Origin of the sequence: Gilliamella sp. W8128 (assembly GCF_016100545.1) — a bacterium.
In the GTDB taxonomy this organism is placed as follows: domain Bacteria; phylum Pseudomonadota; class Gammaproteobacteria; order Enterobacterales; family Orbaceae; genus Gilliamella; species Gilliamella apis.
The window spans coordinates 281594-299081 of record NZ_JACFSE010000002.1 but is presented as its reverse complement, the minus strand read 5'-3'; the positions used below and the strand labels follow the sequence as shown (position 1 = coordinate 299081).

Genomic DNA, 17488 nt, shown 5'->3' with positions numbered 1-17488 from the left:
AGGTTTTACTGCATTTTTGCTCACAGTTATAATTTATAATATTGATAATTGTTATCGATTTAAAATTAGGTATAAAAAAGGGAAAATATGAGTTCAGTATTTGAAATATTTAAAATCGGTATAGGTCCTTCTAGTTCTCATACAGTGGGACCAATGATAGCAGGAAAAATCTTCATTGATCAGTTGATTAGTGCAAATTTGATGTCGTCGGTTACTAAAATTGTTGCTGATGTTTACGGTTCTTTATCATTAACAGGTAAAGGGCATCAAACTGATATTGCCATTATTATGGGATTAGCTGGCGAAAAGCCTGATAGTGTGGATATCGATAATATTCCATTATTTATAGAAACAGTGACTCAGACCAATCGATTATCAATTTATAACAATAGGTATGAAATTGATTTTCCTCTCGATCAATGTATGGTATTTCATTCAAAATTTTTACCATTACATGAAAATGGTATGACATTGAGTGCTTATAATGGAGAGACGTTATTATTACAAAAAACGTATTATTCTGTTGGTGGTGGTAAAATTGTAGAAGAGGAGAAATTTGGTCAGGAAGAACAAAATTCAGTAAAGTTACCATATTCTTTTTCATCAGCAGCACAGCTACTTAGTCTCTGTGAAGATAATTCATTGTCTATTTCCAGCATAATGATGAAGAATGAGTTACAGTTACATACATATGAAGAAATAGAAAACTATTTTGAGCGAGTGGGCGAAACAATTTTAGATTGTATTAAACGAGGAATGAATACAGAAGGTTTATTACCTGGACCACTTAAAGTTCCACGTCGAGCATTTTCATTATATCGGCAATTATCGACCACAAAAGATGGTATTATTAATGACCCAATGGTTATTATTGATTGGGTTAATATGTTTGCTCTCGCGGTTAGTGAAGAAAATGCTGCTGGTGGGCGAGTGGTAACAGCTCCAACAAATGGTGCTTGTGGTATTATACCTGCTGTAATTGCTTATTATAATAAATTTATCAATCCGGTAACACCTGATATCTATATTCGTTTTTTCTTAACTTGTGGTGCTATAGGGCAACTTTACCAAATGAATGCTTCTATTTCTGGTGCCGAAGTTGGTTGCCAGGGTGAAGTGGGGGTTGCTTGTTCTATGGCTGCAGCAGGTTTGGCTGAACTCTTAGGAGGAAACCCTCAGCAGGTTTGTATGGCTGCTGAAATAGCGATGGAACATAATTTGGGTTTAACCTGTGATCCAGTTGCAGGACAAGTTCAAGTTCCTTGTATTGAACGTAATGCAATAGCTGCAGTAAAAGCAATCAATGCCACTCGGATGGCGTTAAGAAGAACGACTGTTGCAAAAGTATCCTTAGATAAAGTTATTGAAACCATGTATGAAACAGGAAAGGATATGAATGCTAAATATCGTGAAACATCGCGTGGTGGATTAGCTATTACGGTTCACTGTAATTAATTTTAGACATTTTGTTTATTTTCGCCGATATAAAATCGGCGAAAATAGCCAATCAACTTAGTATTTCCAACGCATTGTATTAACTTTTGAACGTAGAAAATCATTATTTACTAACATATCTATTTTTTCGTCTTTTTTGAAACAACGTTTTTTTCGTTTTGGTTGTTCTGATGATGTTTTATGCATTATTTCATTATAGGCCAATAAATTGTTCAGTTGGTCAAGTTCATCTAAGCCTTTTAAAACAGCAATTAATGTTTGTAAAGTAATTGATTCTCCATGTTCAATACGTTTTATTGTGGCAATACCTATTTGGGCTTTATTAGCCAGCTCTAGCTGTGATAAATTTTTCTCAATTCTTGCCATTTTTATTCTGCGACATAACATTTTAATCATGTCGGTAGTGTCATTCATGTACTATCCTCAATTTTATAAGCGGAGATTTAATACCATGTCTAATATAAATAAATGGTGCATTAGTTATTCTATTAATCAACAGTAGTTACAGATAAATTTACTATATTATCAATTTATCAGTTAAATCGTCCTAATTAGTACTTATAAAGGCGTTTTTCCTTATTATTTAGAAATAATAAATAATGTTTATATTATTCGATTTTCTAATTATCTGTCTAGTTACAGCTATTGATAATTAGCTTATTTATTCACAGTATTTATCTTATTCGTCAATTAGCTCTTAGCAAATAAGTTATTATTTGTATAACCTATGTAGATTCATACCTAATAAAAGATAATATAATGGATTAAAATATATAGCGATGACATGCCACTAAAAATGACATGTCATATTGGAATGTAGTTATTAATGTCGCAATTTTTCTTCTTGTTTGTCTTTTATTTGCTGTTTTTGCAGATTTTCTAAAATCTTATTATGAATACCATTAAAACCACCATTACTCATAATCAAGATTGCATCAGTTGGTTTAGCTGATTTAATAATCATCTCAACTAATAAATCAATATCACCAGACCAATAAGCCGGTTGAATACAAGCATCAACCACATCAGCAACTAACCAAGGTAGTTGTTCTGGTTGAAACATATATATTTCATCTGCACGACCTAATGATGGCGCAAGTTCATCTTTGGATATGCCTAGTTTCATAGTATTCGAACGAGGCTCTAAAACAGCTAATATTCTTCGATTTGCCCCAATTTTGCTGCGTAATGCTTCTAAAGTTGCTAATATTGCAGTTGGGTGATGGGCAAAATCATCATAAATCTCAATATCATTAACTTCGCCATATAACTCTAAACGTCTTTTGGCATTCAAAAACGATCCAAGTGCTAAACAAGCATCAGCGGGTTTAATACCGACATTATGTGCCGCTGCAATAGCCATTAAGGCATTATGCATATTATGTTCACCAACAAGAGAATAGTTAACTTCACCAACCTGTTCATTGTTAAAGTAAACAGCAAATTGGCTCGCATCATTAGCGATTTTTTTCGCCATCCAGCCATTTTCTGATTCGGTGAATGATTGCTCACTCCAACAACCTTTCGCTAAAACTTGTTTTAAATTGACATCTTCTTGCGGGGAAATTATCAACCCTTTACTCGGCACTAAACGAACTAAGTGATGAAATTGTTTTTGAATTGAACTGAGATCATCAAAAATATCTGCATGATCAAATTCTAAATTGTTCATAATTAATGTTTTTGGGCAATAATGCATAAATTTAGAACGTTTATCAAAAAAAGAACAATCATATTCATCGGCTTCAATAACGAAAAAGTTTCCTTCACCTAGCCTTGCGGATACTTCAAAATTACCGGGTACGCCACCAATAACAAAACCTTGGTTATAGCCTTGTTTCTCTAAAATCCAGTTAACCATACCTGCTGTTGTTGTTTTACCATGCGTTCCAGCAACAGCGATTACCCATCGTTCACGTAAAACGTTGTCATGTAGCCATTGAGGAGCAGAAATATAAGGAATGTTGTTATCTAAAATATATTCAACACAAGGATTGCCTCTTGATAAGGCATTACCAATAATTACCAGATCCGGAATAGGGTTTAATTGTGAAGGATCATCTCCTTCAATAATATCAATATGTTCTTTTTGTAGTAGCGTACTCATTGGTGGGTAAACATTTTTGTCTGAACCCGTGACTTTATGACCCAATGAGCGAGCGATTAATGCAATGCCGCCCATAAATGTGCCACAAATCCCAAGAATATGAATATGCATTTTTTGGTCCTTAATGTTCTATAAAATATTGTACTAATGATAATACTTATCTGTTGCCAGTATCTTTTAGTTAACTGATTTGATTTTTGTAGAAAACTATAATTATAGTCGATTTTACTCGCTTATGCGATAGGCCAAATATGTCTAATCATCAATTTTACCGCCTGATTACCACGAAAATCATTAACATCTAGTTGATAGACAATTTTTACAATTTTTATTGTATTATCTGGCCATTGGGTTAAATTTACATTGAAATATATGCCTTCAATAATTGGACCACCGTTTTTTGGTTCTAATACTAATTTAAGATGTTTTTCAGCAAATAAACGTTGTTGATGCACAATAAAATCACCATCGAATGTTGGTTCTGTAAATCCTTCACCCCATGGACCAGACTCTTTTAATTGTTTAGCTATTGCATAATTAAAATCTTGATTATCTATCTCACCATCGGTTTCAATGATTTGTTCGAGTACATCTAAATCGAGTTGTTCAGTTATCAATGCTTCAAAATGTGCGCTAAATTGATCTAAATCTTTTTCTTGAATGCTTAATCCAGCTGCCATGGCATGTCCACCAAAGCTCACTAGAATATCGGGATATCTCTCATTGAGTTTATCAAGTATGTCTCGTAAGTGAATCCCCTCTATTGATCGTCCGGAACCTTTTAATAATCCATCTTCAGTAGAGGCAAAACATATAACTGGACGATAATGTTTATCTTTCAAACGTGCCGATACAATACCGATAATACCTTGATGCCACTGCGGATGATGTACAACTAATGCGTTCGGAAAAGTAGAATTTTTCTGTTCTACTTGTTCAATATAGGATAACGCTTCTTGATACATTGTTTGTTCAATCAGTTTCCGGTCATGATTAAGTGTATCAAGATCGGTTGCTTGTTTAATGGCACTATCATAATCTTCACATAGCAGTAATTCCACGCTAAGCGACATACTATCCATTCGCCCAGCTGCATTTAGCCTTGGGGCTATGTAATAGGCAAGATCTGTGGAAGTTAACGTAAGAGGATCTCGTCTAGAGATATCTAATAATGCTTTGATTCCTTCACAACAATAACCGGCTCGAATACGGCTAATTCCTTGATGAACCAATATACGATTATTGCGGTCAAGTTTTACCACATCGGCAATCGTGCCAAGCGCAACTAAGTCTAGCAAGTTGGTAATGTTATATTCTGCTAACTTATTGCTAGCAAACCAGTTTTCTTTACGTAGCTTTGCCCGTAATGCCAACATAAAATAAAATGCTACACCAACACCAGCTAAGTGCTTAGATGGAAAAGAGCTGTTTGGTAAATTAGGATTAATGATAGCATCAGCTGCTGGTAATTGCTCTGAACACAAGTGATGATCTGTAATTATTACAGTTAAGTTTGATTGTTTTGCAAATTCAACCGCCTCAATAGCCGAAACACCATTATCAACAGTAATAATCAGATCGGCTTTTTTTGACAGTGCTCTTTTTACCACACTTATACTTAAACCGTATCCATCATCAAATCGATTAGGAATGATATAATCGACATGTTTACATCCCATCTTTTTTAATGCTTTTATCATTAATGCAGTACTGGTTGCGCCATCAGTATCAAAATCACCGACAATCATAATCCGTTTATTATTCTGCATAGCTGAATAAACAATTTCGACAGCAGTATGGGTACCGTCTAAGTTGTCATAGTTGCATAAATTACGAGTGGTATAATCTAATTCTTGCATAGATGTTATTCCACGTAATGCATAGACTCGTTGCAATAAGAGTGGAATATCTGGTGACAATTTAGGTAGTACTTCAGGTAATTGGCGGTGTGTTAATTTACTTTTCATATTTTAAATGTTAGCGCATGTGCGCTAACATACATTTTTATTTTTATCTGAATTTTAATTGTTAGAAATTATAAAGTACTAATTTTTAGCTTTCTTTTTTAATATTTCGATTAATTTATCAGCAGGAACATAGCCTGAAACTAATTGCCCATCCGGTAGTAATAATGCTGGGGTACCACTGATACCTAATTTTTTACCAACATTAAATTGTTGTGTTACGTAAGGCACCATACTATTCGCCGGAGAAATTGAATTACCCTTATAGGCATTATCAAAAGCAGCTTTACGATCGGCAACACTCCAAATAGATTGCATATTTTTGCCTACATCACTATCAGCACCGGCTCGAGGAAATGCAAAATAGTGCACTGAGATACCCGCATCTAAGTATTGATTTATATTTTCATGAAGTAATTTACAATAATGACAAGTATAATCGGTGAAAACTGAAATAATATATTTTTCTTTTGGTGCTTTATAAACAATGGCATCTTTTTCAATTGATTTCATTAATTTTAAGTTATTACTGTTGGCAATATTTACTGGTTCACCACCTTCAAGACTATAGATTGGTCCTTGAGTTAAAAATTTACCATCATCTGTTATATAGAAAATACCTTCAGGTGTGATAACACTTTTCAATCCTTGTACTGGATTATTTTCGATAGTAATTTCTTTATTAGAAAAACCTAATTTTTCCATCGATTTGGTGATATCGGCGTTATTGGCTAATACTGAAGTTGAGATTAATGCTAAACCTAAACTTATGACTAATTTTTTCATTCAGTTATCCTTAGTTATATAAACTGTTATGCACGAGGATGATGTTTGCTGTGCAATTGTTTTAATCTTTCTGTTGCAACATGTGTATAAATTTGTGTAGTTGATAAACTACTGTGCCCTAGTAACATTTGTACTACTCGCAAATCGGCGCCATGATTAAGCAAATGCGTTGCAAAGGCGTGCCTAAGTACATGAGGTGAAAGGGCTTCGATATTAATGCCTGCTAGTATGGCATAATATTTGATTCTATGCCAGAATGTCTGTCGTGTCATTTTCTTGCCTAAACGACTTGGAAAAAGTACATCAACTGGCCCATTTTTTAGTAGATCATTGCGTGCATATTTGAAATAGTATTCAAGCCAATAGATTGCTTCTTCTCCTAAAGGAACTAAACGCTCTTTGTTGCCTTTGCCTATAACTCTCACTACCCCTTGCCTTAGGCTGACATCACTAATTTCTAAGTTAACTAATTCTGAGACTCGTAATCCTGTAGCATAAAGCACTTCTAACATAGCTTTATCTCTCAGTTCAATTGGATCATCAATACTTGGTGATTCTAGTAGGGCATCAACCTGTGATTCAGTTAAGTCTTTAGGTAATTTTTTGGGTAATTTTGGTGATGACAATATAGCTGATGGATCATCGGTACGATAGTTTTCTTGATATAAATATTGAAAAAAACGTTTAGTCGCACTTAATAAACGTGCCGAACTACTTGCTCTATAACCATCTTTAACTCGTTGTAGTAAAAATTCCTGTAAGTTAGTGGATTGTGCCGTGAGAAAGTTAACTTGTTGTAATTGTAGTGATTGGCTTAGAGCGAAGAGATCAAGTTTGTAAGATTCAATTGTATTTTCAGCAAGATTTCGTTCTAACCAGATTGAGTCTAGAAATTGTTCAATTAATATTTTATTTTGTGATGATATATCTTTATCAGACATTAAAAACCAACTCATTTTCAATAGTTGTTAATATTATATACTAACTGTCAATAACTTGAAGTTGTCACATTATTATTGCAATTGAAATGCATAAAATTGAATGTTTGGTCAATGAAAACATTAACTTTAGTTGATATTGCAATAATATTTTGTATCTTTTCTATTGCCTACTATATACTGAATTATCTGTTATTTTTTATGATAAGTTATGTTAAAACGAAATATTAATCTTTTTATTGCATTATATGCTTTTTTTATTATTGGTATTGAAACTTATATTTATTGGCATTCGCAGCTAAGACCTTGGCAACCAAGTACCCCAACTGGGCGAATAATATTTTACTACAGTTTTTTTACGGTACTTTCCAATCTAATGTTTGCATTTAGTTGTCTATGTTTAACTTTCAATCCCAACTGTAATCGATATAGTTTCAAGGTGATACGACTAAATGGCTTAGTCGGGGTGATTATAACCGCAATAGTTTATAACTTAATTTTAAGGGGAATACATAAACCACCTAATACTTTATTACAGTTTACCAATGAAAGTTTACATGTGATTCTACCGGTTATTGGTATATTAAGTTGGTTAGTTTGGGGTCCATTTCGACGAATTCAGTTTAATGTCATTGTTGGTTCGTTTTTGTCGATGTTAATTTATGGTATTTATATTTTCATACGGGGTTATCTTACTAATCAATATCCATATCCTTTTATTAATGTGGTTAGGGTTGGATATGTTAAAGCGCTATATGCTGCAGGATCGGTTTTTATACTGTTTTTAGGGCTGGCTCTTTTGTTATGGGTCATTGATTGCTTTAGGAGAAGAATATGAAATTGTATATTTATGAACATTGTCCTTTTTGCGTACGGGCAAGAATGATTTTTGGTTTAAAAAATATTCCAGTTGAACAGCATGTCTTTCTCAGCGATGATGTTAAATCACCGACAAGTATGATTGGTGAAAAAATGGTGCCAATCTTACAAAAGGAAGATGGTAGCTATATGCCAGAAAGTCTTGATATTGTTGCTTATGTTGATAGTAATTATGGTAAAGGCCCTATCTTAAGTGGAGTTAAAAATCCAGAAATTGAAGCATTAATTAAACAATTTCAACAATATGATTATAAGTTAGAGTGTCCACGATATGTAAAATTAGGCTTAGCTGAATTTGCCACTCAAGCTGCTATTGATAATTTTATTACAAATAAGAGTAAAAAATTGGGTTCGTTTGCTGATTGCCTTGCCGAAACTGATGCATTAATTGCTAAGATATCTGATTTATTAAATCAGCTTGAACCATTAATTGTGGCATCGAATGCATGTAATGGCACATTATCTTGGGATGATATATGTTTATTTCCGATATTACGCAATTTAACCTGTGTTAAAGGTCTCATTTTCCCTACAAAAATTAAAGCCTATTTAGATTCAATGGCTGAACTAAGCAAGGTAAACCTGTTTTTTGATCAGGCGGTTTAACAAAAAGTAGAATCCTATTGTATACAAAAATGATGATTAAATAATAGGCAAATTGTTCATTTAATAACAAGAGTACAAGAAAAATAGGAATAAAACTTGTACTCTTATCTGTTATTTAAGTTATTTATTTAAATCTCTACAAAAACGATTAATTACTTAATTTAAGATCAATAATTTCAATCTTGTCTTTACCACCATATACATCGTACCATGAGGTTGCATATTGTTTTAAAATCTTATTAAGTTGTTCAACATTTTCACGTCCAATAGTATCAAGCCAACGTTTTAAGCCATCTTTACCATTTTTAGCATATGCTTCAATACCTTCAAACCAAGTAGCTCGACCTCCTAGAATACCGCTATATTTGGCGCCGTGCTCTCCGGCAAAAATGAGTTCTTCATGGAAAGTTTTGGTTGGTACGCCTGCACTTAAATAGATGAAAGGACGAGTCGCAACATCACTTGCTTGTTTGAAATAATCGGCAGCTTCTTGTTGCGAATAAACTACAGGATTATTATCATTAAATCCTGCAACGTTTTTAAATAATACGGGTACTTCTACTTTAAGAATATCAATGTAATAGTGATCTTTAGTAAATTCTTCAATTGTCTTGATAACTTTTTGTGGTTTTATTTTTGCGAATTCAGGACTTTTATCATCAGTTACCACATTATCATAAACAATAGGCTCAACAAATACTGGAATGTCAGCCGCCCGCGCTTCATTGCCTAAACGTTCTAAAAAGGCGTGTTTTTTATCTAAAATATCTTGCGGATCGTCAGGATTATAATAGACCAGTACTTTCGCTGCATCTGCACCTTTTTGAATTAGGCGTTGAAGTGAATCTTCCGGTAAAATATCTGGTAAACGTCCTGGTGTATTGGCATCGTATCCAGTTTTTTCATAAGACATAATTAACCCAGCATTTTTATTTTTTGCTGCCATGCCTTTAAAACCGAGTTCTTCATCCAGTAAAATGGCACTAACATATTTGGTTAATTCCTGAGAAACAAGCTCTTTAAATTCATACACCATATCAATATTATAACGTTCTTGACCTACAGCATTTTGCATCATTTTTACCATAGAACCACGCTGATCGATTGCTAATGCTGCAATTACGCCATCTTGGTTAGATAATTGTTGCATACGGTTGAATTTTCCACGAGAAATGCATTTTGTTGCCATTTTAAAACTCTCCATTTAATAAGATTTTTTCATTGTAGGTTTTTATTTGGCTAATTATTAATCATTTAGTGCTAGTTTTAATTTTGTGTGAACTTTTTGATATTTTCTTTTAAATGGCAATTTGTTACGGTATATTAGTACAGATTAATAGACTGTTTGTAAACAAATATTTACAGGGATGATTATGCCAGATTCTGCAATAGTTACAAATGTGCGAACATTAAATAATCAAGATTATAAAACCTTAGCTCTATCAGCATTAGGTGGTGCATTAGAATTTTATGATTTTATTATATTTGTCTTTTTTTCAATTACGATAAGCCATCTATTTTTTCCGGATGATATGCCAGCATGGTTAAGTCAAGTTCAAACTTTTGGTATATTTGCTGCTGGTTATTTGATTCGTCCTTTTGGTGGTATTGTGATGGCTCACTTTGGTGATATGTTTGGCCGCAAAAGAATGTTTACACTTAGTATTCTATTAATGGCATTACCAACATTATTTATTGGTTTTTTGCCTACTTATGCCAATATCGGTATTTTTGCACCATTATTACTCTTAATGATGCGATTATGCCAGGGGCTTGCTGTAGGTGGTGAAGTACCAGGGGCGTGGACATTTGTTGCTGAACATGTGCCTAAGAATAAAATTGGTTTAGCTTGTGGCATTTTAACCAGTGGCTTAAGTTTAGGTATTTTACTCGGTTCACTAGTATCGACAATAATGAGTAAAAGCGTCTCGGTAGAGCAAATGAATGAGTGGGGCTGGCGAGTACCATTTATTATTGGTGGTATTTTTGGCTTAATTGCTATGTATCTTCGTCGTTGGTTAAAAGAAACACCGATTTTTCTAGAAATTCAAAAACGTAAGAATGAAGAATTAGCTAAAAAATTGCCGGTGATTACTGTGCTTACCCAATATTTACCGCAAACTATTTTATCGATGTTACTAACTTGGGTGTTATCAGCCGGCATTATGGTGATAATGTTAATGACGCCAATTTTATTGCAAAAACAATTTGGTTTTTCAGCACTTGAAGCCTTGCAAGGCAATATATTAGCTATCATCGGACTTATCATTAGTTGTACGTTTTATGGCATGATGATGGATAAGTTTTCAATGGGCAAAGTACTGGTTATTGGTTGTATTATTGCCGCTATCATGATTGCTATATTTTATCTATCATTGGACAATCCGAACCTTCTGTTTATCACTTATTCATTAGCTGGTTTTAGTGTTGGGATTGTCGGTTCTTTTGCCTATTTTATGGTTAAGGTATTCCCAACTCAGGTTCGCTATAGTGGTGTATCATTTTCATTTAATATGGCTTACGCTATTGCCGGTGGTTTAACCCCATTATTGATCTCATTTTTTAGTGATTTTGTTAGTAAAATGGCACCGGCCATTTATGTGGTTGGATTATTTGTATTAGGCGCATTAATTGGACTATTCTTATTAGTTAATAACAATAGCCAAAAATATGTGGCGAAAGATATTGCTTAATTTCTGATAGGAAAAGAAAAATTTTGAGGAACAGGGTTTTTATGTTCCTCAAAAATCATATTTAGACTATTTCACTGATTCTTGCCAAGCTCAACTGTTCGTATTACACCCGCTTTAACACTACGCTGTAATCCTGCTACGAAGTCATTATTATCCAGTTTATATAAACTATATATTCCAACACCGACCGCTAAATTGTTAATAAATGGATTTAATTCTGTCATGGGATCTTGAAATACCATACTAATATGCTCCCTATGGATTGTACGCATTTGTAGGAGAGAAAATTATTATCATTAAAATTTATCTTTCCTTGAGATGTAGTAACACCATCGGGCATTAATCCATTGATTACATTAGATAATAAAGATTTACCTGAACAACTTTCACCAACAATACTTAAAATCTCATTAGCATAAAGATCAAGTGATACATAATTAACCGTATATTTTTAATTGGGACCCTTTGGTGAAGTTATAGTTAAATTTTTAATAGATAATCTTTTTATATTCATCGTTTTTACCTCGGATTGATTACATCATTTATTCCTTGAACAACTAATGAAGTCGATAAAAAGGCTAATAATATTACGATGCACGAAATAGCTGAAATATACCATTGTTGGCGTAATACAAGTCTTCCATTTTTAACTATAAAAATTTTTAGTAAAGATGAGAGATATCAATATCACATATTTATATTATTTTTAGGTATATGTTTGGTTATGAATCCAATTTGTTGAACCTTTATAATTATCAAGGTTTGCTATTTGATAATTTAAGACTGTATATAGAAAGGAATAATGAATAATTCTCATTTTTATTGATAAATGTGAAATAGCGCATATTTTTTCTAAATAAATAGTTTAAAATGAAGCCAGTCATATTTTTTAAATTGTAATTATTTTAGGAGAAACAAATGAAAGCTGCAGTTATTAGACAAGAATGCGATGGTCAAGTCGAAATTAAAGACGTTCCTGTTCGCCCATTAGAGGCAGGGGAGGCTTTGGTTGAGGTTGAGTATTGTGGGCTTTGTCACACTGATCTTCATGTCGCTGCTGGCGATTTCGGTAAAAAACCAGGTCGAGTAATTGGTCATGAAGGTGTGGGTATTGTGACTAAAATTGCACCTGATGTAAAAAGTTTGAAGGTTGGAGATCGTGTTAGTATTGCATGGTTCCATGCAGGTTGCGGTACCTGTGAATATTGTATATCTGGTAACGAAACATTTTGCCGAAGTGCTTTAAACTCAGGTTATACTGTCGATGGTGGTATGGCTGAGCAATGTATTGTTAAAGCTGATTATGCGGTAAAAGTGCCAGATGGCTTAGATCCAGCTCAAGCAACTAGTGTGACTTGTGCAGGTGTAACTACTTATAAAGGAATTAAGGTTGCTGACACTAAACCTGGTCAATGGCTAGCAGTTTTTGGTATTGGTGGACTTGGTACTTTGGCTATCGAATATGGTAAAAATGTTTTTAACAATAAAGTTGTTGCGATTAGTAACAGTGATAGCCAGCTAGAGTTATGTAAGAAGCTTGGTGCTGATTTAGTGGTTAATCCTAAAAAAGTGGCTGATGTTGGTGCTTACATAAAAGAACATACCGATGGTGGTGTGCATGGTGCGGTGGTAACTTCAGTTACTAAAACAGCATTCAATCAGGCTATTGGTTCTGTACGTCCATTAGGTCGAGTTGTAGCTTTGGGTCTACCTTCTGAAACAATGGATTTAAGTATTCCTAAGACAGTTCTAGATGGTATTCAAGTGCTCGGCTCATTAGTTGGTACTCGAGAAGATTTAGCGGAAGCATTTCGTTTTAGTGCTGAAGGTAAAGTTGTGCCAATGGTTGAAAAACGCCCTCTTGAAGATATCAATGATATGATTGACGAGATGAAAGCAGGTAAAATTCGTGGTCGTATGGTTATTGATATGAAAATGAAGAAAAAATAGTAATTATTGAGTGATTAACTCATTGAAAGTCAGCTTTATGCTGACTTTTTTATTGATAGTAATTTCTGATTTGGAAAGCTTTTTTCGATTAAAGTTAATCTTGCTTGTTTTTTATAAATAAAGTCCTATTATAGGCAAGTTTTGCTTTATTGATCAGTTTAAGAGGTTATTTATGTCTGAACACAATTTAGAGAATAATTTGCGGAAAGATCTTGGTTTAGTTTCCGCATTATCACTAGTTGTTGGAATGGTTTTAGGCGCAGGTGCATTTATGAAACCACCCGCTGTATTAGAAGTCGCTGGCGATTATAATTTTGCTTTGTTAGCGTGGATTATTGGTGGAATTTTTTCAATTTGTGGTGGTTTAACGTTATGTGAACTTGGTGTTATGTTCCCAAAAACTGGGGGCATGCTGGTTTATTTAGAAAAAATTTATGGAGCTAAAGTTTCTCATCTATATGGTTGGATGATCACTGTGCTTTTTGCGCCATCTTTAATTGGTGCTTTGGTTGGTTATTTTAGCTCAGTATTTTGTTTATTATTTGGGATCAATGATGCCTATCGTATGGCGGTAAGCGCTGGTGTTTTGGGGCTTATTGCATGCATTAATTCAATAGGCGTGAAACAGGCTGGATATCTGCAAACGATTGCTACCTTTTGTAAGCTTGTCCCAATCTTATTGTTAGCAATATTTGGATTATGGAAAGGTAATGGGCAAGTTGCACTATTTAGTGTTAGTGGTCAAGGTATTGAAACTTATGCGCCATTTGCAGTTGCAATATTGGCAACGCTATTTGCTTATGATGGATGGGCGCAAGTTGCCTCTGTTGCTGGTGAAATTCGTAATCCATCAAAAGTATTACCTAAAGCAATTATTCTAGGCATAATATTTTTAGTAATTGTTTATGCATGTATTAATATTGCACTGTTCAAGATATTTCCAGTACAAGAAATGGTTACGCTTGGCCATGACGCTTCAGCAGTTGCTTCACAGCGCATGTTTGGACATTTAGGCGGTAATTTAGTTGCTGTTGGTATTATGGTTTCAATTCTTGGTGGTATTAATGGTTATATTATGACCTTATCTCGAACTATTTTTAGTATGGGAGAACGAGGCACTATTATTGGGGCAAAATTTTTAAGTACCATTGATGACGATAGCCGTTCACCAGTGAATGCAATTATTATATTGGTTGTTTTTTCATTCCTTTATTCAACGCTACTTGATGCTGATCGCTTATCTGAAATTTCGATGTTCTCCATTTGGGTTTTTTATCTATTAACGTTTATTGGGGTAATTATCGCGAGGAAAAAATTTGCTGATATCCCAAGACCTTATAAAGTCATTGGTTACCCAGTTATTCCTCTTATCGCTATTTTAGGTGCTGGATATGTTATATACGGTATGTTAATTCACCAAACTGTAAATGGGATAGCCTCGATAGTGTTAACCCTAATTGGTTTACCTCTTTATTACTATTTTGATAATAAAAATAAACATATTGAACTTTCACTTGGTGAAGTAAAGAAATACCAATTTAAAACCAAGTATATGATTGCGATATCTTCAATTATTATTGTTTTAGGTTTAATCGCCTATGGTTATTTTATAATCAAATAATCGTTAAGCACATTTATTAAACAATTGTTAATCAAAACCGACTGCGGTCGGTTTTTTGTAATCAAAAAGTTAAACCTAATCAGCAATCAAACCATAAATATTTTGATCATGAAAAGTTTCATTAATATATTCAGCTTGTTTTAAAGTACCTTCATAACTAAAACCACAACGTTTGGCTATAGCATTACTTTTTTCATTATAAACAGTACACTTAATAACAAATCGTCTAATTATTTTTTGCATAGCATAATACTTTATTAATGCATTGATTGCGACGGTCATAATTCCATTGCCCTGTTTTGAGCTATCTAGCCAATAACCGATATAAGCTGTTTTATTATTTTTATCAATCTGATTAAAAGATAGTAATCCAATAGCTTGACCTTTTAATAAAATGACATAGGTTTTGCTTTCATTCTGTTGATGTTTTAACCAACAAGAATCTAAAAACTGCGCTGTATCGGCTTGGTTTTTCACAAATTTAGGCCATACCATAAATTGACTAAAGTACTCTCTATTGCTAGCGATAATATTATAAATATCTGATGCATATTGATTATTTGCTGGTGCTAAACAAAGATGTTTATCAACATCAATCATATCTTTTTGATTATTGGTCATTATTAACTTTTTTAAAATACCTAACAAAGTTGCTTAAATATTTTAAACAAATTATGTTGTCATGTATATTAAATAAACGACGTTGTTGAAAGTTGATAGGCTAAGTTATAGTAAGATGAAGTAGTATAAAATTGCCAGACTAACAAGTCTGGCATCATATTGTTACTTAATGAAAAGATAATAATCTATTTTTCATTGTTACTTTTTTTAGGTTTTGTTAATGCATTATGTACAACTAACAAAGCAAAAATAGCGATAAAGATTCCCATAATAATATCTTTATTGAACCATTTTGCCATATTGCCCAGAATAATTCCTACACCACAAAAGTCTACATCAGAGAAAGTTGTATTAGAAAAACCAAGTGACCCTAAAACTGGTAATAAAAGTACTGGTAGGAATGTCACTAATAAGCCATTTGCAAATGCACCAAGCATTGCACCTCGACGGCCTCCCATAGCATTACCAAATACGCCAGCAGTTGCACCACAGAAGAAATGAGGGACAACACCCGGTAAAATAAGTACAGCATTTAGTTGTCCTAGTACAAATAATCCAACTAATCCACCAAGAAAACTAAATAAGAAGCCAATTAATACTGCATTTGGTGCATAAGGGAAAACAACAGGACAGTCTAAAGCAGGTTTGGCATTTGGTACTAATTTTTCTGAGAAACCAGTAAATGCTGGAACAATTTCAGCTAAAATAAGTCTAACCCCTTGAAGGATGATGAATACACCTGCCGCAAATGTGATGGCTTCAATAATCGCATAAACTAAATAATTATCTCCTTTACTTAGGTTTGTTTGAATATAATCAGGGCCAGCAAATATAGCTAAAATTAAGTAGATAATCATCATTGTTAATGAGATAGAAATTGAGCTGTCACGTAAAAAACTTAAGTTTTTTGGTAAATTCATTTCTTCAGTAGAACGTGAGCCTTTACCAAAGGCAGAACCAAGCCAACCCGCTAATACATAACCTAAGGTTCCGAAATGACCGAATGCAACATCATCATTGCCAGTTATTTTTCGCATATGTGGTTGGGCTAAAGCTGGGAAGAATGCCATGATTAAGCCGAGAACCAATGAGCCAGTAAATACTAATTGCCAACCTTCAAATCCAGCAACGGTCAAAATAATACTGATCATACATGCCATATAAAAAGTATGATGGCCAGTTAGAAAAATATATTTTAAGCATGTGAATCTAGCAACCATAATATTGGCAACCATACCGAATGCCATAATTAACGCGGTTGCTGTCCCATATTCATTTAATGCCATTGAAACGATGGCTTCATTATTAGGGATGATACCTTGAAGTTTAAAAGCTTCTTCAAACATTAAACCTAAAGGAGTAATTGCACTGATTAAAACCGTTGCACCACCACCTAATACTAAAAAACCTAAAATTGTTTTAACCGTTCCTTTAACTGTATCTGCAAATGATTTTCGTTGTGCTAATAGCCCAACCATGGCGATTAGACCTACGAGTATTGCTGGTACTTTTAAGATATCAACAACGAATTTAATTACTTCTTGAATCATAGCATTACCTCATAATTAGGCTTTATTAAAATGTTCAACGAGTTTTTGCTCTAAATCGTTGATATCAATAATATTGTTTAAAACTACTAATTTATCTTGTGGAATTCCAGAACTTGCTGCTAGATCTTTAGTCATCACAAAAAGATCTGCTTGTTCTGGTGTGGCTGAGGCAAGATCGGCATGTGTTACTTCAGCATCAATGTTTAATTTTTTGAGTACTTTTTTGATATTCATTTCAACCATGAAACTACTACCAAGTCCTGAACCACAAACAGCCATAATTTTCATATTATTTATCCTTATATTAATTGGTTTGAA

16 protein-coding genes and 1 pseudogene are annotated in these 17488 nt (G+C 33.6%); 6 read left to right on the top strand and 11 right to left on the bottom strand.

The features are described 5' to 3' along the window. Positions 1-87 precede the first annotated feature (87 nt). Complete coding sequence (locus tag H3U97_RS02995; protein ID WP_065578283.1) at positions 88-1455, top strand: L-serine ammonia-lyase; 1368 nt, start codon at positions 88-90, stop codon at positions 1453-1455. Positions 1456-1512: 57 nt separating this feature from the next. Here H3U97_RS02995 and H3U97_RS02990 read toward each other — a convergent pair whose 3' ends face one another. The 5 genes from H3U97_RS02990 to xerD all read right to left on the bottom strand — a co-directional run bounded on the left by H3U97_RS02990 (position 1513) and on the right by xerD (position 7253). After that, on the bottom strand, positions 1513-1869 hold the full coding sequence (locus H3U97_RS02990; protein ID WP_065578284.1) for a helix-turn-helix domain-containing protein: 357 nt from the start codon (positions 1867-1869) through the stop codon (positions 1513-1515). 409 nt (positions 1870-2278) lie between these two features. Continuing rightward, positions 2279-3673: a UDP-N-acetylmuramate:L-alanyl-gamma-D-glutamyl-meso-diaminopimelate ligase gene (gene mpl, locus H3U97_RS02985; protein ID WP_110453860.1), complete on the bottom strand. Its 1395-nt coding sequence runs from the start codon at positions 3671-3673 to the stop codon at positions 2279-2281. Between the two features lie 122 nt (positions 3674-3795). Further along, positions 3796-5529 (bottom strand): single-stranded-DNA-specific exonuclease RecJ, encoded by a 1734-nt coding sequence (gene recJ / locus H3U97_RS02980; protein ID WP_198198025.1) that lies wholly within the window; start codon positions 5527-5529, stop codon positions 3796-3798. Positions 5530-5607: 78 nt separating this feature from the next. After that, positions 5608-6312 carry a bifunctional protein-disulfide isomerase/oxidoreductase DsbC gene (dsbC, locus tag H3U97_RS02975; protein WP_065578287.1) on the bottom strand — a complete coding sequence of 235 codons (705 nt, stop codon included), beginning with the start codon at positions 6310-6312 and terminating at the stop codon, positions 5608-5610. 26 nt (positions 6313-6338) lie between these two features. Then, entirely contained in the window at positions 6339-7253 is a 915-nt protein-coding gene (xerD, locus tag H3U97_RS02970) for a site-specific tyrosine recombinase XerD (RefSeq protein ID WP_198198023.1), read from the bottom strand. 208 nt (positions 7254-7461) lie between these two features. Between xerD and H3U97_RS02965 the strand changes: the two genes are divergently transcribed. Both H3U97_RS02965 and grxB read left to right on the top strand, forming a co-directional pair. After that, on the top strand, positions 7462-8088 hold the full coding sequence (locus H3U97_RS02965; RefSeq protein ID WP_198198021.1) for a Pr6Pr family membrane protein: 627 nt from the start codon (positions 7462-7464) through the stop codon (positions 8086-8088). Beyond that, on the top strand, positions 8085-8735 hold the full coding sequence (gene grxB, locus H3U97_RS02960) for a glutaredoxin 2 (protein WP_198196167.1): 651 nt from the start codon (positions 8085-8087) through the stop codon (positions 8733-8735). Before H3U97_RS02965 ends, grxB begins: the two co-directional genes overlap by 4 nt. Before the next feature lie 148 nt (positions 8736-8883). Here the strand turns inward: grxB and H3U97_RS02955 are convergent, their stop codons facing one another. Continuing rightward, complete coding sequence (locus H3U97_RS02955; protein WP_198198019.1) at positions 8884-9924, bottom strand: tagatose 1,6-diphosphate aldolase; 1041 nt, start codon at positions 9922-9924, stop codon at positions 8884-8886. Between the two features lie 184 nt (positions 9925-10108). On the opposite strand from H3U97_RS02955, the gene H3U97_RS02950 reads away from it, so the two are divergent. Further along, the gene (locus H3U97_RS02950) at positions 10109-11428 is read left to right on the top strand and encodes an MFS transporter (protein ID WP_198198016.1); all 1320 of its coding nucleotides are present in this window, start codon (positions 10109-10111) and stop codon (positions 11426-11428) included. A 71-nt stretch (positions 11429-11499) separates the two neighbouring features. Here H3U97_RS02950 and H3U97_RS02945 read toward each other — a convergent pair whose 3' ends face one another. Beyond that, complete coding sequence (locus tag H3U97_RS02945) at positions 11500-11670, bottom strand: hypothetical protein (RefSeq protein ID WP_198198014.1); 171 nt, start codon at positions 11668-11670, stop codon at positions 11500-11502. Further along, positions 11649-11855 (bottom strand): annotated as a pseudogene (locus tag H3U97_RS11555) (ATP-binding cassette domain-containing protein); the annotation flags it as partial. The gene H3U97_RS02945 and the pseudogene H3U97_RS11555, both read right to left, overlap by 22 nt. A gap of 491 nt (positions 11856-12346) precedes the next feature. Here H3U97_RS11555 and adhP point away from each other — a divergent pair. Together adhP and H3U97_RS02930 are read left to right on the top strand one after the other, a co-directional pair. Continuing rightward, on the top strand, positions 12347-13378 hold the full coding sequence (adhP, locus tag H3U97_RS02935; RefSeq protein WP_065578293.1) for an alcohol dehydrogenase AdhP: 1032 nt from the start codon (positions 12347-12349) through the stop codon (positions 13376-13378). 172 nt (positions 13379-13550) lie between these two features. Then, a complete protein-coding gene (locus H3U97_RS02930) occupies positions 13551-14999 on the top strand; it encodes an APC family permease (RefSeq protein ID WP_198198012.1) in 1449 nt (482 codons plus the stop codon). 75 nt (positions 15000-15074) lie between these two features. Here H3U97_RS02930 and rimL read toward each other — a convergent pair whose 3' ends face one another. From rimL to H3U97_RS02915, 3 genes are all read right to left on the bottom strand, one after another. Continuing rightward, positions 15075-15620, bottom strand: coding sequence for a 50S ribosomal protein L7/L12-serine acetyltransferase (gene rimL, locus H3U97_RS02925; protein WP_065578294.1), 546 nt, complete (start codon positions 15618-15620; stop codon positions 15075-15077). A gap of 185 nt (positions 15621-15805) precedes the next feature. After that, on the bottom strand, positions 15806-17170 hold the full coding sequence (locus H3U97_RS02920) for a PTS ascorbate transporter subunit IIC (protein WP_065578295.1): 1365 nt from the start codon (positions 17168-17170) through the stop codon (positions 15806-15808). A 15-nt stretch (positions 17171-17185) separates the two neighbouring features. After that, a complete protein-coding gene (locus H3U97_RS02915; RefSeq protein WP_034900870.1) occupies positions 17186-17458 on the bottom strand; it encodes a PTS sugar transporter subunit IIB in 273 nt (90 codons plus the stop codon). Positions 17459-17488 lie beyond the last annotated feature (30 nt).

Excerpts from the sequence above, each read along its gene's own strand:
- H3U97_RS02995 (WP_065578283.1), top strand. The coding sequence starts at position 88 with ATGAGTTCAGTATTTGAAATATTTAAAATCGGTATAGGTCCTTCTAGT.
- H3U97_RS02990 (WP_065578284.1), bottom strand. The coding sequence starts at position 1,869 with ATGAATGACACTACCGACATGATTAAAATGTTATGTCGCAGAATAAAA.
- mpl (WP_110453860.1), bottom strand. The coding sequence starts at position 3,673 with ATGCATATTCATATTCTTGGGATTTGTGGCACATTTATGGGCGGCATT.
- recJ (WP_198198025.1), bottom strand. The coding sequence starts at position 5,529 with ATGAAAAGTAAATTAACACACCGCCAATTACCTGAAGTACTACCTAAA.
- dsbC (WP_065578287.1), bottom strand. The coding sequence starts at position 6,312 with ATGAAAAAATTAGTCATAAGTTTAGGTTTAGCATTAATCTCAACTTCA.
- xerD (WP_198198023.1), bottom strand. The coding sequence starts at position 7,253 with ATGTCTGATAAAGATATATCATCACAAAATAAAATATTAATTGAACAA.
- H3U97_RS02965 (WP_198198021.1), top strand. The coding sequence starts at position 7,462 with ATGTTAAAACGAAATATTAATCTTTTTATTGCATTATATGCTTTTTTT.
- grxB (WP_198196167.1), top strand. The coding sequence starts at position 8,085 with ATGAAATTGTATATTTATGAACATTGTCCTTTTTGCGTACGGGCAAGA.
- H3U97_RS02955 (WP_198198019.1), bottom strand. The coding sequence starts at position 9,924 with ATGGCAACAAAATGCATTTCTCGTGGAAAATTCAACCGTATGCAACAA.
- H3U97_RS02950 (WP_198198016.1), top strand. The coding sequence starts at position 10,109 with ATGCCAGATTCTGCAATAGTTACAAATGTGCGAACATTAAATAATCAA.
- H3U97_RS02945 (WP_198198014.1), bottom strand. The coding sequence starts at position 11,670 with ATGGTATTTCAAGATCCCATGACAGAATTAAATCCATTTATTAACAAT.
- adhP (WP_065578293.1), top strand. The coding sequence starts at position 12,347 with ATGAAAGCTGCAGTTATTAGACAAGAATGCGATGGTCAAGTCGAAATT.
- H3U97_RS02930 (WP_198198012.1), top strand. The coding sequence starts at position 13,551 with ATGTCTGAACACAATTTAGAGAATAATTTGCGGAAAGATCTTGGTTTA.
- rimL (WP_065578294.1), bottom strand. The coding sequence starts at position 15,620 with ATGACCAATAATCAAAAAGATATGATTGATGTTGATAAACATCTTTGT.
- H3U97_RS02920 (WP_065578295.1), bottom strand. The coding sequence starts at position 17,170 with ATGATTCAAGAAGTAATTAAATTCGTTGTTGATATCTTAAAAGTACCA.
- H3U97_RS02915 (WP_034900870.1), bottom strand. The coding sequence starts at position 17,458 with ATGAAAATTATGGCTGTTTGTGGTTCAGGACTTGGTAGTAGTTTCATG.